General features: G+C 68.0%; 14 protein-coding genes. 6 read left to right on the top strand and 8 right to left on the bottom strand.

Translation table 11 applies throughout. From position 1 onward, the window contains the following. Nucleotides 1-3 precede the first annotated feature (3 nt). From AC5Y4S_RS23665 to AC5Y4S_RS23655, 3 genes are read right to left on the bottom strand one after another with little or no spacing between them, the layout of a single operon-like run. Nucleotides 4-633 (bottom strand): DUF1345 domain-containing protein, encoded by a 630-nt coding sequence (locus AC5Y4S_RS23665; protein ID WP_500035044.1) that lies wholly within the window; start codon nucleotides 631-633, stop codon nucleotides 4-6. A 21-nt stretch (nucleotides 634-654) separates the two neighbouring features. After that, complete coding sequence (locus tag AC5Y4S_RS23660; RefSeq protein ID WP_500035043.1) at nucleotides 655-1,326, bottom strand: cutinase family protein; 672 nt, start codon at nucleotides 1,324-1,326, stop codon at nucleotides 655-657. Between the two features lie 46 nt (nucleotides 1,327-1,372). Then, entirely contained in the window at nucleotides 1,373-2,143 is a 771-nt protein-coding gene (locus AC5Y4S_RS23655; RefSeq protein WP_500035042.1) for a class I SAM-dependent methyltransferase, read from the bottom strand. A gap of 172 nt (nucleotides 2,144-2,315) precedes the next feature. Between AC5Y4S_RS23655 and AC5Y4S_RS23650 the strand changes: the two genes are divergently transcribed. The 4 genes from AC5Y4S_RS23650 (at nucleotide 2,316) to AC5Y4S_RS23635 (ending at nucleotide 7,313) form a co-directional block, all read left to right on the top strand. Then, a complete protein-coding gene (locus AC5Y4S_RS23650; protein ID WP_500035041.1) occupies nucleotides 2,316-3,920 on the top strand; it encodes a PecA family PE domain-processing aspartic protease in 1,605 nt (534 codons plus the stop codon). A 167-nt stretch (nucleotides 3,921-4,087) separates the two neighbouring features. Beyond that, complete coding sequence (locus AC5Y4S_RS23645) at nucleotides 4,088-5,065, top strand: DMT family transporter (RefSeq protein WP_500035040.1); 978 nt, start codon at nucleotides 4,088-4,090, stop codon at nucleotides 5,063-5,065. A 34-nt stretch (nucleotides 5,066-5,099) separates the two neighbouring features. Beyond that, nucleotides 5,100-5,999, top strand: coding sequence for a lytic transglycosylase domain-containing protein (locus AC5Y4S_RS23640; protein ID WP_500035039.1), 900 nt, complete (start codon nucleotides 5,100-5,102; stop codon nucleotides 5,997-5,999). Between the two features lie 63 nt (nucleotides 6,000-6,062). Further along, on the top strand, nucleotides 6,063-7,313 hold the full coding sequence (locus tag AC5Y4S_RS23635; protein WP_500035038.1) for an HNH endonuclease signature motif containing protein: 1,251 nt from the start codon (nucleotides 6,063-6,065) through the stop codon (nucleotides 7,311-7,313). A 72-nt stretch (nucleotides 7,314-7,385) separates the two neighbouring features. On the opposite strand, the gene AC5Y4S_RS23630 is transcribed toward AC5Y4S_RS23635, so the two are convergent. Further along, complete coding sequence (locus tag AC5Y4S_RS23630) at nucleotides 7,386-8,384, bottom strand: GGDEF domain-containing protein (protein ID WP_500035177.1); 999 nt, start codon at nucleotides 8,382-8,384, stop codon at nucleotides 7,386-7,388. Between the two features lie 344 nt (nucleotides 8,385-8,728). On the opposite strand from AC5Y4S_RS23630, the gene AC5Y4S_RS23625 reads away from it, so the two are divergent. Beyond that, nucleotides 8,729-10,192, top strand: coding sequence for an FAD-dependent monooxygenase (locus AC5Y4S_RS23625; RefSeq protein ID WP_500035037.1), 1,464 nt, complete (start codon nucleotides 8,729-8,731; stop codon nucleotides 10,190-10,192). Here AC5Y4S_RS23625 and AC5Y4S_RS23620 read toward each other — a convergent pair whose 3' ends face one another. The 3 genes from AC5Y4S_RS23620 to AC5Y4S_RS23610 form a co-directional block, all read right to left on the bottom strand. Further along, nucleotides 10,193-10,474, bottom strand: a complete 282-nt coding sequence (locus AC5Y4S_RS23620) for a hypothetical protein (protein WP_500035036.1) — start codon at nucleotides 10,472-10,474, stop codon at nucleotides 10,193-10,195. After that, nucleotides 10,471-11,052, bottom strand: a complete 582-nt coding sequence (locus tag AC5Y4S_RS23615) for a TetR/AcrR family transcriptional regulator (protein ID WP_500035035.1) — start codon at nucleotides 11,050-11,052, stop codon at nucleotides 10,471-10,473. The genes AC5Y4S_RS23620 and AC5Y4S_RS23615 overlap by 4 nt, the downstream gene beginning before the upstream one ends. Nucleotides 11,053-11,148: 96 nt before the next feature. Further along, nucleotides 11,149-11,334, bottom strand: coding sequence for a hypothetical protein (locus tag AC5Y4S_RS23610; RefSeq protein ID WP_068106058.1), 186 nt, complete (start codon nucleotides 11,332-11,334; stop codon nucleotides 11,149-11,151). Nucleotides 11,335-11,417: 83 nt separating this feature from the next. On the opposite strand from AC5Y4S_RS23610, the gene zwf reads away from it, so the two are divergent. Further along, complete coding sequence (zwf, locus tag AC5Y4S_RS23605) at nucleotides 11,418-12,917, top strand: glucose-6-phosphate dehydrogenase (protein WP_500035034.1); 1,500 nt, start codon at nucleotides 11,418-11,420, stop codon at nucleotides 12,915-12,917. Here zwf and AC5Y4S_RS23600 read toward each other — a convergent pair. Beyond that, complete coding sequence (locus AC5Y4S_RS23600) at nucleotides 12,914-14,146, bottom strand: esterase/lipase family protein (RefSeq protein WP_500035033.1); 1,233 nt, start codon at nucleotides 14,144-14,146, stop codon at nucleotides 12,914-12,916. The genes zwf and AC5Y4S_RS23600 overlap by 4 nt on opposite strands. Nucleotides 14,147-14,226: the final 80 nt, after the last annotated feature.

Below are 14,226 nucleotides of genomic sequence, written 5' to 3'. Positions count from 1 at the left end.
GGATCACAGCTTGGAGCCCAGCCCGGCGATCAAATTGATGGTGACCGCAAGGACAACGGCGCCGAGCAGATAGGACAGCAGCGCCTGGCGCAACACCGTCGCCCGGATGGATGTCAGCCCGATCTCGGTGTCCGACACCTGATAGGTCATGCCGACGGTGAAGGCCAGGTACGCGAAGTCCCGGAACCGGGGCGGCTCAGGGTCGTGAAAGTTGATCCCGCCCGGCTCGCCGGAGTAGTAGAGCCGCGCGTAGTGCACGGTGAACAGCGTGTGCACCGCGAACCAGGACGCCGAGACGGCCAGGATGCCCAGCAGGGCGGCGACGACGGCCGCGGCGCCGGAGCGCGACCCGGCGGCGACCACGTAGGCCACCCCGACCAGGCTGGCGAGGCTTGCCGACACGACGACGGTGTCGGCGATCCAGCGGGTGGGGTCCTCTTGGGTGACGTATTCGCGGGTTCGGTCGGCGTCCATGCCGCCTAACAGGAGCCACGTCCACACCACATACACGCCGGCGGTGACGACCCACCCGACGAGGGCGAATCGCCAGCCGATTGTGTTGCCCACCGCGACTGCGACCGCGGCGCCGAGCACCACGGCGATCAGGATCCGAACCGCTACAAGGGATCTCACAGTCGGGTGGCTCGGAGGCCGCTAGCCGTTCTGTGCCCGGGCGGGCGCCTGACCGATCTTGTTGGCGGCGAACATCGCGGCCTGGTTGACCATGCCGGAGTCGATGTACGACATGTGCGACAAGATGTTGCCGCCGGGGGAGCAGATCGGGTCGTCGGGCGCGCACAGGCTGATAGTCCGGCCGACCAGCACCGGGCTGATCGTCGGAAGCGGCTGGCCGCCCCACAACATGCTGGAGAACCCGCTGGATGGCTCACCGAACAGGGCGACGGCGGCGACGTGGTCGGCCACCGGGCCCGGCAGGGTCTGGCTGGCGAGGTCGATCACGGTCGAGCCCTGGGAGTACCCGCCGAGCACCATCTTCGTGTTGGGGCAGCTGGCGGCGACGTCCTGGATGTGCGCGCTGGCGTCGTTGGAGCCGGCCGACGCGCTGTTGTGATAGTCGTCGTTCGCCGGGTAATTGACGGCGTAGGAACTGACCGACCGCCCCGCGAGCTGTGCAGTGAGCGAGTCGACGAATGCCTGCCCCATGTTGCCGAGGCCGGGCTCCTGGTGGGTGCCACGAGCAAACACGACCGCGACGTCGGTGCAGGGATCGGCGGACGCGACCGGGATGGCGATCGGCGCGCTCAGCGCCGCCCACGCCGTCACGGCCGACACTCCAGCGATGCGGGCAAGCCTGGGTGAATTCATTTCCAAATGCTGACACACCCGCGACGACGGCGGCGCATGCGGTGCCTCACATGCCGTCGCCGCGCGCGAGCCGATCGGCCCGCCAGCAGCGCGCCTGCATGGGCATCTCCACCGTCTCGGCGCCGGGGAACTGCGCCTGCAGGGCCGCTCGCGCTTCGGTCAGCCGCCGGGCGCGGTCGTCGGGGGAGGCGACGAGGAACCTGCTGTAGGTGCCCAGCATCGCGACGGCGTCGTCGATGGTCATGGTTCGCGTGAATCGGAACGTTTCGCGGGCGAAGTTGCGAAACGTCGTCGGCAACGGGAGGACGACGTCCAGGCGCCGACGGGCCCGGTCGGCCGCTTCGGCGTCGGAGGCCTCGTCGCCCGGCAGCCGGTCGAGGTCGCGGACCCAGCCCACCTCGCGGTCCCGGCTCGTCCAGATCAGTCCGAGCCGACCGCCGTCGCGCAGCACCCGGCCGATCTCCGGCACGGCGCGCTCGGGGTCCATCCAGTGCCACGCCGACGAGACGAACACCGCGTCCGCGCAGGCGTCGGGCAGCGGAATCGACTCGCCGCGGCCCTCGACGACGCGCACGCCGGGGGACCGGGCCGCGAGGACCTTCCGCATCCGCGCGTCGGGTTCGACGGCGATGACCTGCGTCGCCTTGGCCAGCAACGCCCGGGTGAACAGTCCGGTGCCCGCACCGACGTCGACGGCCACCCCACATCCGGGCGGGACCAGCCAGTTCACCGCCTCTGGTGGGGGTTGCGGCCGCAGCCCGTCGTAGTTTTCGGCAATCGCCCCGAAGGACATCGCGCGTTGTTGACGGTCGCTCACGGTGCCACGGTAGTCGCCGTCGGCGCCGACGGCCGTTGGCGCGGAAACGTTTGGTAAATACCGAGAATTTTGGCCCGGTTTTCCCTAGAGTCTGGCGTACCGGCTGGTGGCCTTAAGGCCCGTCCCCGGTGAAAACGCGAGGTCGTGGGGCAGAGGGAAGGACACCCGGGGGATGAGTTTTCTGACGTCACCGCCAGAGATTATTTCTTCTCTGCTCCATAGCGGCGCCGGCTCGACGCCCATGCTGGCCGCTTCCGCGGCGTGGGACGGGCTTGCCGCCGAACTCGGTACCGCGGCGCAGTCGTTCTCCTCTATCACCTCCGGTTTGGCCGCCGACGCCTGGCAGGGGCCCGCCTCGGCGGCGATGCTGTCGACCGCGGCGCAGTACTCGGCGTCGCTCAGCGCGGCGGCGGCGCATGCGCAGACGGCCGCCCTGCAAGCCCAGGCGGTGGCCGGCGAGTTCGAAGCCGCCCTGGCCGCCACGGTGCATCCCCTCGTGGTCGACGCGAACCGCAACCAGCTGGTGCAGCTGGTGTTCTCGAACCTGTTCGGGCAGAACGCGCCCGCGATCGCCGCCACGGAAGCCGCCTACGAGGAGATGTGGGCCACCGACGTGTCCGCGATGGTCGGCTACCACGGCGGGGTTTCGGCGGCCGCGGCCCAGCTCTCGTCCTGGGGTTCCGCGGTGCAGGCGCTGCCGGCGCAGGCGTCCGCCGCGATTGCCGGCGCCCCGGCGGCCACAAGTCCGGCAGCGATTGGTTCGCTGACCTCGGCGGCCAGCAATCCCATTGCGGGCCTGGTCGGGCGCGCCGAAACCTACGCCGCCGACATCATCAATTTCCCCACCGACATCTTGTTCGGGCGTCAGCTGATCCCGACCGGGCCGCAGTCGCTCGGCACCAGCGCGACGATAGTGAACTCCACAACGGCAACCGCACCGCTTTCGGTCTTCGCGGGAACCGAGCCGCTGGTGAACGCCTCCGTCGGCACCGGATCGCCCGTGCCGTTGCTGGTCGACACCGGATCCGAGGGCCTCGTCATCCCGTTCACCAAGGTCGGCGGGCTGTTGGGCGTCCTCCAGCTCGGCATCCCCATCGGAGGCGGCATCGGGGGTTACAGCGGGGGACTGGATTACCTGTACCTCACCTACAACGCGCCGGTGAATTTCGGCGGCGGCCTGATCACCGCAAACACGCCCGTCAATGTCGAGTTCCTGGCGTTCCCGGTGTCTATCCAGTCCGCGATGACCAACGGCCTGACGTTCCAGTCGTTCTTCGCCTCCGACGGCGCGGCGGGTGTTCTGGGTGTCGGGCCGAACGCGGGCGGCCCGGGTCCCAGCATTCCGCTGCAGGCGCTGCCGGGGAACTACAGTCATGGGTTGCTGATCAACCAGACCGCCGCCAACCCTTATCTACAGTTTGGTGATGCGCCGACGACTGGCGTGGGGTCCGTGTTGACGACCCTCCCGCAAATGCCGATTACCGGCTTGGACGTGACCGTCACTCACGGCGCCACAACAACGTCGTTTTCAAATGTCCAATCGATTGTCGATTCCGGCGGGGTAGAAGGCACGCTGCCAACGGGCCTTGGCGCGTCGCCCGGGGACGTGATTCAGGTCTTCGACGGCAGTAATCACCTCCTCTACTCGTTCACCTACAACGGCGACTACTTCCCGACGCCGATCTCGAGCGGGTTGATGAATACCGGCAACCTGCTTTTCCAGGAACACCCGGTCTACATCAACTACGCCACGGGCGGCGCGACCGTCTATCAGTGATCTGACGCCTCCGCCGCGTCCGCCAACCGACATGAACACGTGGGCGCCGCCCTTCCTCGAACGCCCCGTGTACATCTCGTGTAACCCGGGTGGCGTCGGGACGACGATCTTCTACCAGTGAGTCGCGCCCTCTCGCCGGGGAGGTTCGCGCCGCTTGAATGCTGGGTATGCACCCGGCCATGGGGTGGGTGGCGCTACACGCAGTGGCGATCGTGTCGGCGTTGCTCGCCGCATTCTGGGCCGCGGTCGGCATCGTCGTTCGGCAACGGGTCGCACGCGGCGTCCCTGACGACAAAGCCATGTCGGCAACGATGGCCACCACCCTGGTCCGCGAACCGCTGTGGTGGGCGGGCACTCTCGCCGCGGTCGCCGGGTACGTCTTCCAAGCGCTGGCGCTGGCCCACGGATCCTTGCTCTTGGTCCAGCCGCTGCTGGTGTCGTCGCTGCTGTTCGCACTGCCAATGAGCGCGAGGCTGTGCCACCAGCGCATCAGTTGGGCCGACTGGGGGTGGGCGACGCTGTTGACCGCCGCCCTGGCCGTCTTCGTGCTCGTCGGCCAGCCCCGCGAGGGCCATAACCGGGCCCCGGTGCCCGCGTGGACGATCGCCCTGATGATGACCGTGCCGCTGGTGGTCGTGTGCGTCGCCGCGGCCCGCCGCGCCGCCGGGCGGCCCCGCGCCATGCTGCTGGCGATCCCGGTGGCGGTCCTGCTGGGCATGATCGCCGTGCTGACCAAGATCTGCACGCACCGCTTCGCCGTGGCCGGGTGGCAGGGGCTGCTGACCGTGCCGGCCCTTTATGTGCTGGTCGGGCTGGCCGCGCTGCTCACCGTGGTGCAACAAGCGGCGTTTCACGCCGGCGCGTTGCAGGCGTCCGTACCGATCATGTTGGTCGGCGAACCGATCGTCGCGGTCGTGCTCGGTGTGGTGGTGCTCGGGGAGCACCTGGCGGTCCGAGGATCGGCGGCACTGGTCCTTGCCGTCGCGGTGATGGCGATGGCGGCGGCCGCGATCGCGCTGGGCCGCGACGAAGCCGCGGGAGCCAGTTTGCCGACCCGGCGGCAACCGCCGCTCGAGCCGATGACGGCCGCCAGTGCGCGAATCGGGACAGCGCATAGCGGCCGCCTCGCGTGTCGCTACCGTTGAGCTACCCCGAGTCGGATCGGACGGGAGGCACACTGTGAGCGGTAAACCGCGCGCCACGCTGATTGTCCTCGGCGCGATCCTGGTCGCCCTCGCCGGGGCGCCGGCTCCAACTGCATGCGCCACGACCACGACGCGGCCCGCGGCGCCGAGCATCCCCGCCGGCGCGCAGCCCCAGCTGGCTTCGGACCCCGCGCAAGTGGCCGACGACCTCGTCGCCGACGAGCACGCGCTGCGTGACGCATCGACGGGGGAAGCTGGGTTGGCGGCGGCGGCGCACCGCGAGCAGGCGGCGTATCGCGCCATCGGGCGCCACCCCGAATGGGATGCGACCATACGACCGCGGATCCCGGCATCGGTGCTCGATGTCTACGACCGCAACGTCGACGCCCGCCGGCAACTCACCGCGATGACGGCCGCGCGGGACACGCTGCCCGCGTGGAGCATCGAGCCGCCGCCGCCGGCCGACGAGCTGCTGGGCTACTACCACCAGGCGGAGTCGGAATCCGGCGTCGGCTGGAACTACCTGGCCGCCATCAACCTCGTCGAAACCCGCCTCGGCAGCATCCATGGCGTGAGCACCGCGGGCGCGCAGGGGCCGATGCAGTTCCTGCCCGGGACATTTGCCGGTTACGGGCAGGGCGGTGACATCAACTCGCCGCACGACAGCATCATGGCGGCGGGCCGATACCTGGCCGCCAATGGCTTTGCCGGCGACCGCGATCACGCGATCTACCGGTACAACCACGCGAACGAATACGTGCGCGCGGTCGATCAGTACGCGGCACTCATCGGGTCCGATCCCGCGACTTTTGCCGCCTACTACCGCTGGGACGTCTACTGCAACACCACCGCTGGCGACGTGCTGTTGCCCATCGGCTACGCCGCCTCGTCGCCGATCCCCGCCGCGGAGTACGTGGCCAGCCACCCGCAGTGATGGGGATCCCGGCGCGGACTTCGTAGCCGAAAACTTGTCGTACCCCGCTGCGATCATGGGGTCATGTCTTCAACCGCATCCGTTGGCGCGTGGGTGGTGAACACTCCGACGCGTCTTGACGTGCTGTTTGAGGAGTTGGCGGAGTTGTGCGGTCAACGCAATGCGATTGATGGGCGCATTGTGGAGATCGTCGCCGAGATCGATCGCGACGGATTGTGGGGTAACACCGGGGCGCGGTCGATCCCGGCGTTGGTGGCCTGGAAGACCGGCTGCTCGCCGGCCAACGCCCACACCATCGCCACGGTGGCCGGCCGGGCGCAGGAGTTTCCGCGCTGCACCCGGGCCTTGCGCCAGGGCCGGTTATCGCTAGATCAGGTCGGGGTGATCGCCGCCCGCGCGGGCGCGGGCTCGGATAAGCATTACCTCCAGCTGGCGAAGGTGGCCACGGTCACCCAGCTGCGCACCGCGATCAAACTCGAACCGCGCCCCGAACCCGAGGCCCGCCCGGAGCGGCAACCCTCGATCACCAAGACCTCGAGCGAGGACGGCAGCTGTTGGCGGATCAAGCTTCCGCATCCCGAGGCGGCGACGTTCGACGCGGCGCTGGCGTCGCACCGCGAGGCGCTGATCGCCCAGTGGAAGCGCGACCGCGACGATAGCGAGGCCGCCTCCGATGCGGCGCCGCCGTTCCCGGACACCGCCGACGCTTTCCTGCGGCTGGTGGAGGCCGGCTGGGACGCCGAAGCGGCGCGCCGCCCGCACGCCCAACACACCACGGTGGTCGTGCACCTCGATGTCGAGCGGCGTTCCGCCGCGCTGCACCTGGGCCCACTGCTGTCCGACGCCGAGCGCCAATACCTGACCTGTGATGCCACCTGCGAGGTGTGGTTCGAACGCGACGGGCGGCCCATCGGTGCCGGGCGCACAACGCGCACGGTCAACCGCCGGCTACGCCGCGCCCTCGAACACCGCCACCCCACCTGCGCGGTACCAGGCTGCGGGGCCACCCGCGGCCTGCACGCCCACCACATCGTGCACTGGGAAAACGGCGGCCCCACCGAGTTGACCAACCTGGTGCTGCTCTGCCCCTATCACCACCGGGCACACCACCGCGGCCTGATCACCATCACCGGACCCGCCGACCACCTCGTCGTCACCGACGACGACGGCCGACCACTGTCCGCGGGATCACTCGCGCGTCCACCGAAGCGCCCCCCGCCTGACGTCCCACCCTGCCGCGGACCCCTTGGCGAACGCGCCGACTGGTGGTGGTACACCCCCTTCGAACCCCAACCCCCACCGACAAACAACTAGGCCGGTTCCATATCTGAGCCGAAACAAGTTGTCGCATAGAGGATTTCGTTTGCGCTCGCAGCCAAGTCGGGTCTACAGCGCGTGGCGCAGATCGGGATCCCGGCGCTGCGGAGCCCTGTTCTGCTTGGCGGTGTACAGATTCGCGTCGGCGACCGCCCACAGCACGGCCACATTGGCGCTCGCTCCGTCGGCCGATGCGGTCCCGACGCTCGTGCCCGGGGTCTGTAACCGCACGGCGGCGACGAACCGCTCGGCCGCCGTAGGACCGGGGCCCGAGCGCTCGGCGATGCACACGGCGAACTCGTCGCCGCCGAGCCTGGCCAGAATCGCGTTGGGGGGAACCGCGTTTCGCCACGCTGTCGCTCGGCTGATCAGGTGCTGGTCGCCGGCCACATGCCCGTCGGTGTCATTGATGCGTTTGAAGTTGTCGATGTCCAGCGCGACGACCGTGATGACGGTAGATGTCGAACGCGATCGCGCCAATAGGTCGGCGGTGGCGATCTCCCAACCGGCGCGGTTGAGCGACCCGGTGAGCGGATCGGTGCACGCCGCGTCCACCAGCGTCCGCGTCACCAGGCCGAACGACTCCGCCGCTCCGACGATCGCGATCACAAAGATGAAGTAATCGATGCCGAGCGTCGCGGTGCGCGACACCGCCAGGCCGGCAACACACGCCAGGGCGAGCACGCCGACCAGGACCATGCCGCGGCGCGGCGAGTAGAACGCGCGCAGGTACATCGCCAGAAACATCGGCGCGATCAGACAGACGAACTCGGCGATGATCGCGATGTGGAAGGCCATCACGATCGGTGTGGCCGCGATCGCCGCCGCCGTCGCGGGCGCGGGTTTGTCGGGCCGGACGGCCAGCCACGCCAGCGCCACGACACCGAGGACGATCGCCACGATGCCGCCAACCGGATGCCCCCGGGGTCGGTCGGGGTGAAGCAGAATCACGGTGGTGAACACCAACCCGTAGGCGTACAGGAATGTCGTGGTGCCCAAGTAGATTCGCAGCAGCCGGACCTGGTGTTTGCCGTAAAAACCGCTTCCGGAGTCGGCGCGCAACCGCAGCTTGTATCGGCGGGGGTGGCCCACGGGCCCTGCGAGGCGTAGACCCATCCCGTCACTCTCTGGTCAGATGCGCCGATGCGGGCGCGCGGCCGATTATTTCACCGCCATTTTGGGAGCGCGCAACCGCCATTCGTCTGAACCGTAGTTCAGATCCCAGGAGACCGTTGATGGTTTATCGAAAACCCAGATCGGATGCAAAAAGAAGGGGCGGCTTTTAATCCGTCCCACTTCAACATATTACGCACCCGGGGGCTTGCGGCAAGACCGGGGTCATGCCGCAAAATCGCTGGTCGAAGCCAAACCGGACCGACTCGGGGGGCGAGATGAGTGTGTTGAGGGAACCAATGGCCGACCACGCGGTGGCAGTTGTCGGGGGAGGCCCGACCGGGCTGATGCTGGCGGGCGAGCTGGCGTTGGCGGGCGTCGACGTGGCCATTGTGGAGCGGCGCGCCAGCCAGGAGCTGATCGGGGCGCGGGCGGGCGGCTTGCATTCGCGCACCATCGAGGTCCTCGATCAGCGCGGCATCGCCGATCGTTTCCTTTCCGAGGGCCAAGTGGCGCAGGTCGCCGGGTTTTCCCAGATTCGGTTGGACATCAGCGACTTTCCCACCCGGCACCCCTACGGGCTCGCGCTGTGGCAAATCCACATCGAGCGCATCCTGGCCGGCTGGGTCGACGAGCTGAACGTGCCGACCTATCGCGGACGTGAGGTGACGAGGGTCGCCCAAGACGACGCCGGCGTCGACATCGAGCTCACCGACGGCCACTCCCTGCGTGCGGAATACGTCGTCGGCTGCGACGGGGGACGCAGTTCGGTCCGCAAATCGGCCGGCATCGACTTCCCGGGATGGGACCCGGCGATGAGCTACCTCCTCGCCGAGGTCGACATGGCGGGCGAAGCGCCGGAATGGGGCATCCGCCACGACGCCCTGGGTGTCCATTCGCTCAGCATGGTGGAGGACGGCGGGCCGGTGCGGGTCATGGTGACCGAGCGGCAGGTCAGGCCCGCCGGCGAGCCCACCCTGCGCGAGCTGAGTGAGGCGCTCATCGCCGTTTACGGGACGGATTACGGGATCCACAGTCCCGCATGGATTTCCAGGTTCACCGACGCGGCGCGGCAGGCGGCGACCTACCGCGCCGGGCGAATCCTGCTGGCCGGCGACGCGGCGCACGTGCACCATCCGATCGGCGGGCAGGGCCTCAACACCGGCGTGCAGGACGCGGTGAACCTGGGATGGAAGCTGGCCCAGGTGGTCAAAGGAGCGGCCCCGGAAAGCCTGCTGGACACCTACCACACCGAACGGCACCCGGTGGCTGCGCGCGTGCTGCGCAACGCCATGGCCCAAATGGCGCTGCTTCGCCCGGACGACCGCACAAAGGCCTTGCGAGAGGTCACTTCCGACCTGCTCAGCATGGCCGAGCCGCGGCGGCGATACGCCGCGATGATGTCGGGTCTCGACATCCGCTACGACCTGGGCGAGGGCCACCCGCTGCTCGGCCGTCGGATGCCCGATCTCGATCTGGTCACCGCCGACGGCACGGTGCGGGTATTCGCCCTGCTGCACGACGCGCGGCCGGTGCTGCTCAACCTCGGCGAGCCCGGCGCCGTCGACATCGCCGGCTGGGAGGATCGCGTCACGTTGGTCGACGCGAAATACGTTGAAACGTGGGAACTTCCGGACCTCGGCCCCGTCACCGCCCTCGACGCGGTGTTGATTCGCCCCGACGGATACGTCGCCTGGGTGGGGGAGCGACCCCTCGCCGACGCCCTGAAAGCCTGGTTCGGGCCGCCCGCGCGTGGGAGATGATCATCGCCGACCGAATGCGCCGGGCCCGGCGTGAAAGAGTCCGATCAAGAGCACCCCGATCGCCGCTGCGCAGAAAGGCCACAGTGGCTCGCGCCCCTCGAACGCCGTGTGCAGCGCCACCGCGGCCAGCACCAAACCAAGCCATCCCGCAACAACATTGGGAATGGGACCGCCACCCCACGCGTTCGGGTAGCGCTGCTTCGTGATTCCGCGGATGAAGTGAGGAATCGCATTGCCGCCCAGCAGGCCTCCCACAAAAGCGAGCACAAGCGCCCCGATCACGGCTTGCCCCTCCTCGAATCGCACGTCAGCACGGGCATCAACGCCGCGTCCACGATGCGCACGATCTCGTCGTCCCCAAGTGGCTGGCCCGTCACCAGGATGCGCGTGAAAACCAGTGCGGAGGCGATCTCGGACGCCAACTCGTGGTCCGCGCGGGTGGGCAGTTCCTTTCGCCTGACCGCACGCTCGACGAGTCGGCCGATGACCGCTCGCTTTTCACTTAGGACGTGACCGCGGACATGCTCGGCGAGCTCCGCGTTTTCGCGTATCGCGTTGAGCAGCCCCAAAATCACCGCACCGTCTTGGGATGCGAGTCCGTCGCGCATCTGGGTGACCGCTTGAATCAGGTCGCCGCGGAGGTCGCCGGTGTCAACCTCTGTGGCCGAGGCCGCGCCACGTCGCGCCAACGCCGCGATCACCAATTCGGATTTGCCGGGCCAGCGGCGGTAAATCGTGGCCTTGCTGGCTCTCGCGCGCGATGCGACAGCATCAATGGTGAGCCGGTCGTATCCGGTCGTCGCCATCAGCTCGATTGCCGAATCCAGAATCGCGTCGGTGCGGGCTTCTCCACGGACCACGCGACGCTCCTTGTGAACGAAACGGTTTCGTACACCTGATTAGGTTAGGGCCGCATGGATTGGCGGTCAAGGGTTCTCGAGGGCAATACCGCGGGCCTAATCCGGCGGCTCGTCCTGCGCGCCGGGCCCCGCGGCGTCACGTTCGCGGTCGCTGGGCTTGCCGGGGACGCCTTCGGCCTCCCGCTCATTGGCAACCTTCTCGTCGAGCTCGTCGACGATGTTTTCCAGCTCCTCGGCGTGGCTCAGCTGGTCTCGGTCGGGTCCGGTCATATCGCTTTCCATACCCCGCCCCGCGATCGATAACCGCGCAGATCGACCCCAACATGGGGCTGCACACACGGCGCTGCGATGGAAGGATCGCAAGGGTGGCCGACAAGAAACCGCAAACGATCTCTTACCCGGCGCCGGAGAAACGCCCGCGACGCCACGACACTGAACGGCTGGAGCCCCACGTCATCGTCCTGTTCGGCGCGACGGGGGACCTCGCCAAGCGCAAGCTGATCCCGGGCCTGGCCTATTTGGATCAGTCCGAACTGGCCCCCGACATCCAAATCGTCGCGACGTCGCTGGAAGACATGAGCGACGACGAGTTCCGTGATCTGGCCAAGAACGCGATCGATTCCTTCGGCACGCACAAGCTGACGGACGAGCAGTGGGCCAACTTCGCCAAAATCGTCACCTACGTCCCGCAGGGCGCCGGACCCGGCGCACTCGCCAGCGCGGTCGCCGAAGCCGAAGCCAACCTGGGACCCAACGTTCGGCGGCTGCATTACCTTTCCGTTCCGCCGAAGGCGGCGCGTGACGTCATCACCATGCTGCGCGACGCGGAGCTCGTCGACCGCTCCCGGGTGGTCATGGAGAAGCCGTTTGGCACGGACCTGGCCAGCGCGGTGGCGCTCAACGACTTCGTGCACGAAACGTTCGAGGAATCCCAGATTTTCCGCATCGACCACTTCCTGGGCAAGGAGGCCGCCCAGAACATCCTGGCGTTCCGCTTCGCCAACGGCCTGTTCGAGCCGATCTGGAACCGCAACTTCATCGACCACATCCAGATCGACATCCCCGAGGCGCTGGGGTTGGATCAGCGGGCCAACTTTTACGAGGACACCGGCGCGTACAAGGACATGGTGGTGACCCACCTGTTCCAGGTGATGGCGTTCGTGGTGATGGAGCCGCCGACGGCGCTCGAACCCTTTGCCATCAGCGAGGAAAAGAACAAGGTGTTCCGGTCGATGCTGCCGGTCAAGCCGTCCAACGTGGTGCGCGGCCAGTACAGCGGGTATCGCGACGAGAAGGGGGTGGCGAAGGACTCCGACACCGAGACCTTCATCGCGCTCAAGGTGGGCATCGACAACTGGCGCTGGGCCGGCGTGCCGATCTACCTGCGCACCGGCAAGAAGATGGCCGAGGGCATCCGCATTATCTCGATCGCCTTCAAAGAGGCTCCGCGAACGATGTTTCCGCCGGGGTCGGGCGTGGGGACCCAGGGTCCCGACCACCTCACCTTCGACCTCGCCGACAACTCGAAGGTCTCACTGTCCTTCTACGGCAAGCGGCCGGGCCCCGGCATGAAGCTGGACAAGTTGTCCATGCAGTTCTCCTCACAGGAGATCGACACCGTCGTCGACGTGCTGGAGGCCTACGAGCGGCTGATCCTCGACGCGATGCGCGGCGACCACACGCTGTTTAACACCGCCGAGGGCATCGAATCGTTGTGGGAACGTTCGCAGGACCTGCTCGACGACCCACCGCCGGCCAAGAGCTACCAGCCGGGCACGTGGGGGCCCAACGCGATTCACCAGTTGATCGCCCCCAACGCGTGGCGATTGCCGTTCGAGCGGGAGTGGCGCGAGAAAAAGGGCTAGTCCGCCGGCGGGACGGGCTGATCGAGCCAGTGATGTAACTTCGCGTAGATGTCGGCGTGGTTGAGCAGATCGAAGTGGTGCAGGCCGGTGAGCTTCAGCCCGTGATCCGGGTCGAACGGAATCTGGCGGGACTTGCCCACACCGGACGCGCTTTGCGGCCGCACCAGGCGATCGCCGAGCACCGCCCCGACCGCGCCCGGGCCCGCGCTGGTCGCCACGAAGTGGTAGACGGCGTGGGGGAGGAAGGGCACCTCGTTGCAGCGGTCCCGCAAAAACTCGTCGGGGTCGCAGTCGCTCCAGTCCTCGTCGAGCAGCGCGCCGTATCGCAGATCCTTGGTGCCCGAGCTGCGGGCGTTGAGAAATGAAGACAGGGCGCGGGTTTCGGGCAGTCGGGCCAGCGCCCACGAGGCGGCGTTGACACCCTTCTCCAGGTCGGCACCCAGGTGCGGGGAGCCGAGGCAGACGACGTGCCGAACGGCGCCGGGCCAGCCGTGCTCATCCTGGGTTCCGTAGTGGCAGGCGCTCCGGATCACCAGGCCGCCCATCGAATGACCGATCAGCGCGATCTCCTCGACGGGCACCGGCCAGAGCGCCTGCAGCTGATCCAGCAGGGCAGCGAGTGATTTTCCGTTGTCGGAGATGTGCAGGCCGGTGTTGTAGCGCAGGTAAACCGGGGTGAATCCCAGGTCGTCACGCAGCCGCGCGCCGTAGGACTTCACCTCTTCGCCGTCGCGCGGGCGCCGCCACCACGACATCTCGGTCATGCACCAGCCGTGCACGAAGACCGCGATCCGGCCCGTTGCCCGCGGGAACGCCGCCGCGATGTCGGGGGCGGTCATCGCGACCGGCTTGCCGCGATGGCGCAGCTGCATGGTCAGCGCAAAGCCGTTTCCGCGGTCGGTCAGCTCGTCGCCGTAGATGCCATTGAGCGCCGCGATGACCCCGGCGACCCTCGGATTGGCTTCGACGGTCTCGTCCTCGTCGCTGCCGCGCGTCTCGGCGGCCAGTTCACCGGCGGCGCGCAGGGCGCCCCGAATCGCGCGGTCGACGGCGTAGTACGTCGCCGCGGCGGTGGTGTTGTGGACGACCTCCACGGGTTTCGACACTGGTCCGACGGCGCCGAACACGCGTCGCGCGATGCCGCTGTGCGTATCGCGCACGAGCGTGGTCAAGACCCGGGTGCCCTCACCGGCCAAGTCGGCGAGTGACCGGATTTCGTCTCGCTGCATGAGCTGCTCCTCCCTGTTCCCACCGGGGTTCCCCATACGGGGGATTTCCCACTGTGGGCGAGGCTTATCCCAAAGGCCCT

The sequence above is a fragment of the Mycobacterium sp. NGS64 genome (assembly GCF_059812245.1).
Note: the sequence above shows the minus strand (reverse complement) of the source record. Positions and strands in the feature narration are given on the sequence as shown.

Coding starts and splice junctions, on each gene's coding strand:
- AC5Y4S_RS23660 (WP_500035043.1), bottom strand. CDS start 1,326: ATGAATTCACCCAGGCTTGCCCGCATCGCTGGAGTGTCGGCCGTGACG.
- AC5Y4S_RS23650 (WP_500035041.1), top strand. CDS start 2,316: ATGAGTTTTCTGACGTCACCGCCAGAGATTATTTCTTCTCTGCTCCAT.
- AC5Y4S_RS23645 (WP_500035040.1), top strand. CDS start 4,088: ATGCACCCGGCCATGGGGTGGGTGGCGCTACACGCAGTGGCGATCGTG.
- AC5Y4S_RS23635 (WP_500035038.1), top strand. CDS start 6,063: ATGTCTTCAACCGCATCCGTTGGCGCGTGGGTGGTGAACACTCCGACG.
- AC5Y4S_RS23625 (WP_500035037.1), top strand. CDS start 8,729: ATGGCCGACCACGCGGTGGCAGTTGTCGGGGGAGGCCCGACCGGGCTG.
- AC5Y4S_RS23610 (WP_068106058.1), bottom strand. CDS start 11,334: ATGGAAAGCGATATGACCGGACCCGACCGAGACCAGCTGAGCCACGCC.
- AC5Y4S_RS23600 (WP_500035033.1), bottom strand. CDS start 14,146: ATGCAGCGAGACGAAATCCGGTCACTCGCCGACTTGGCCGGTGAGGGC.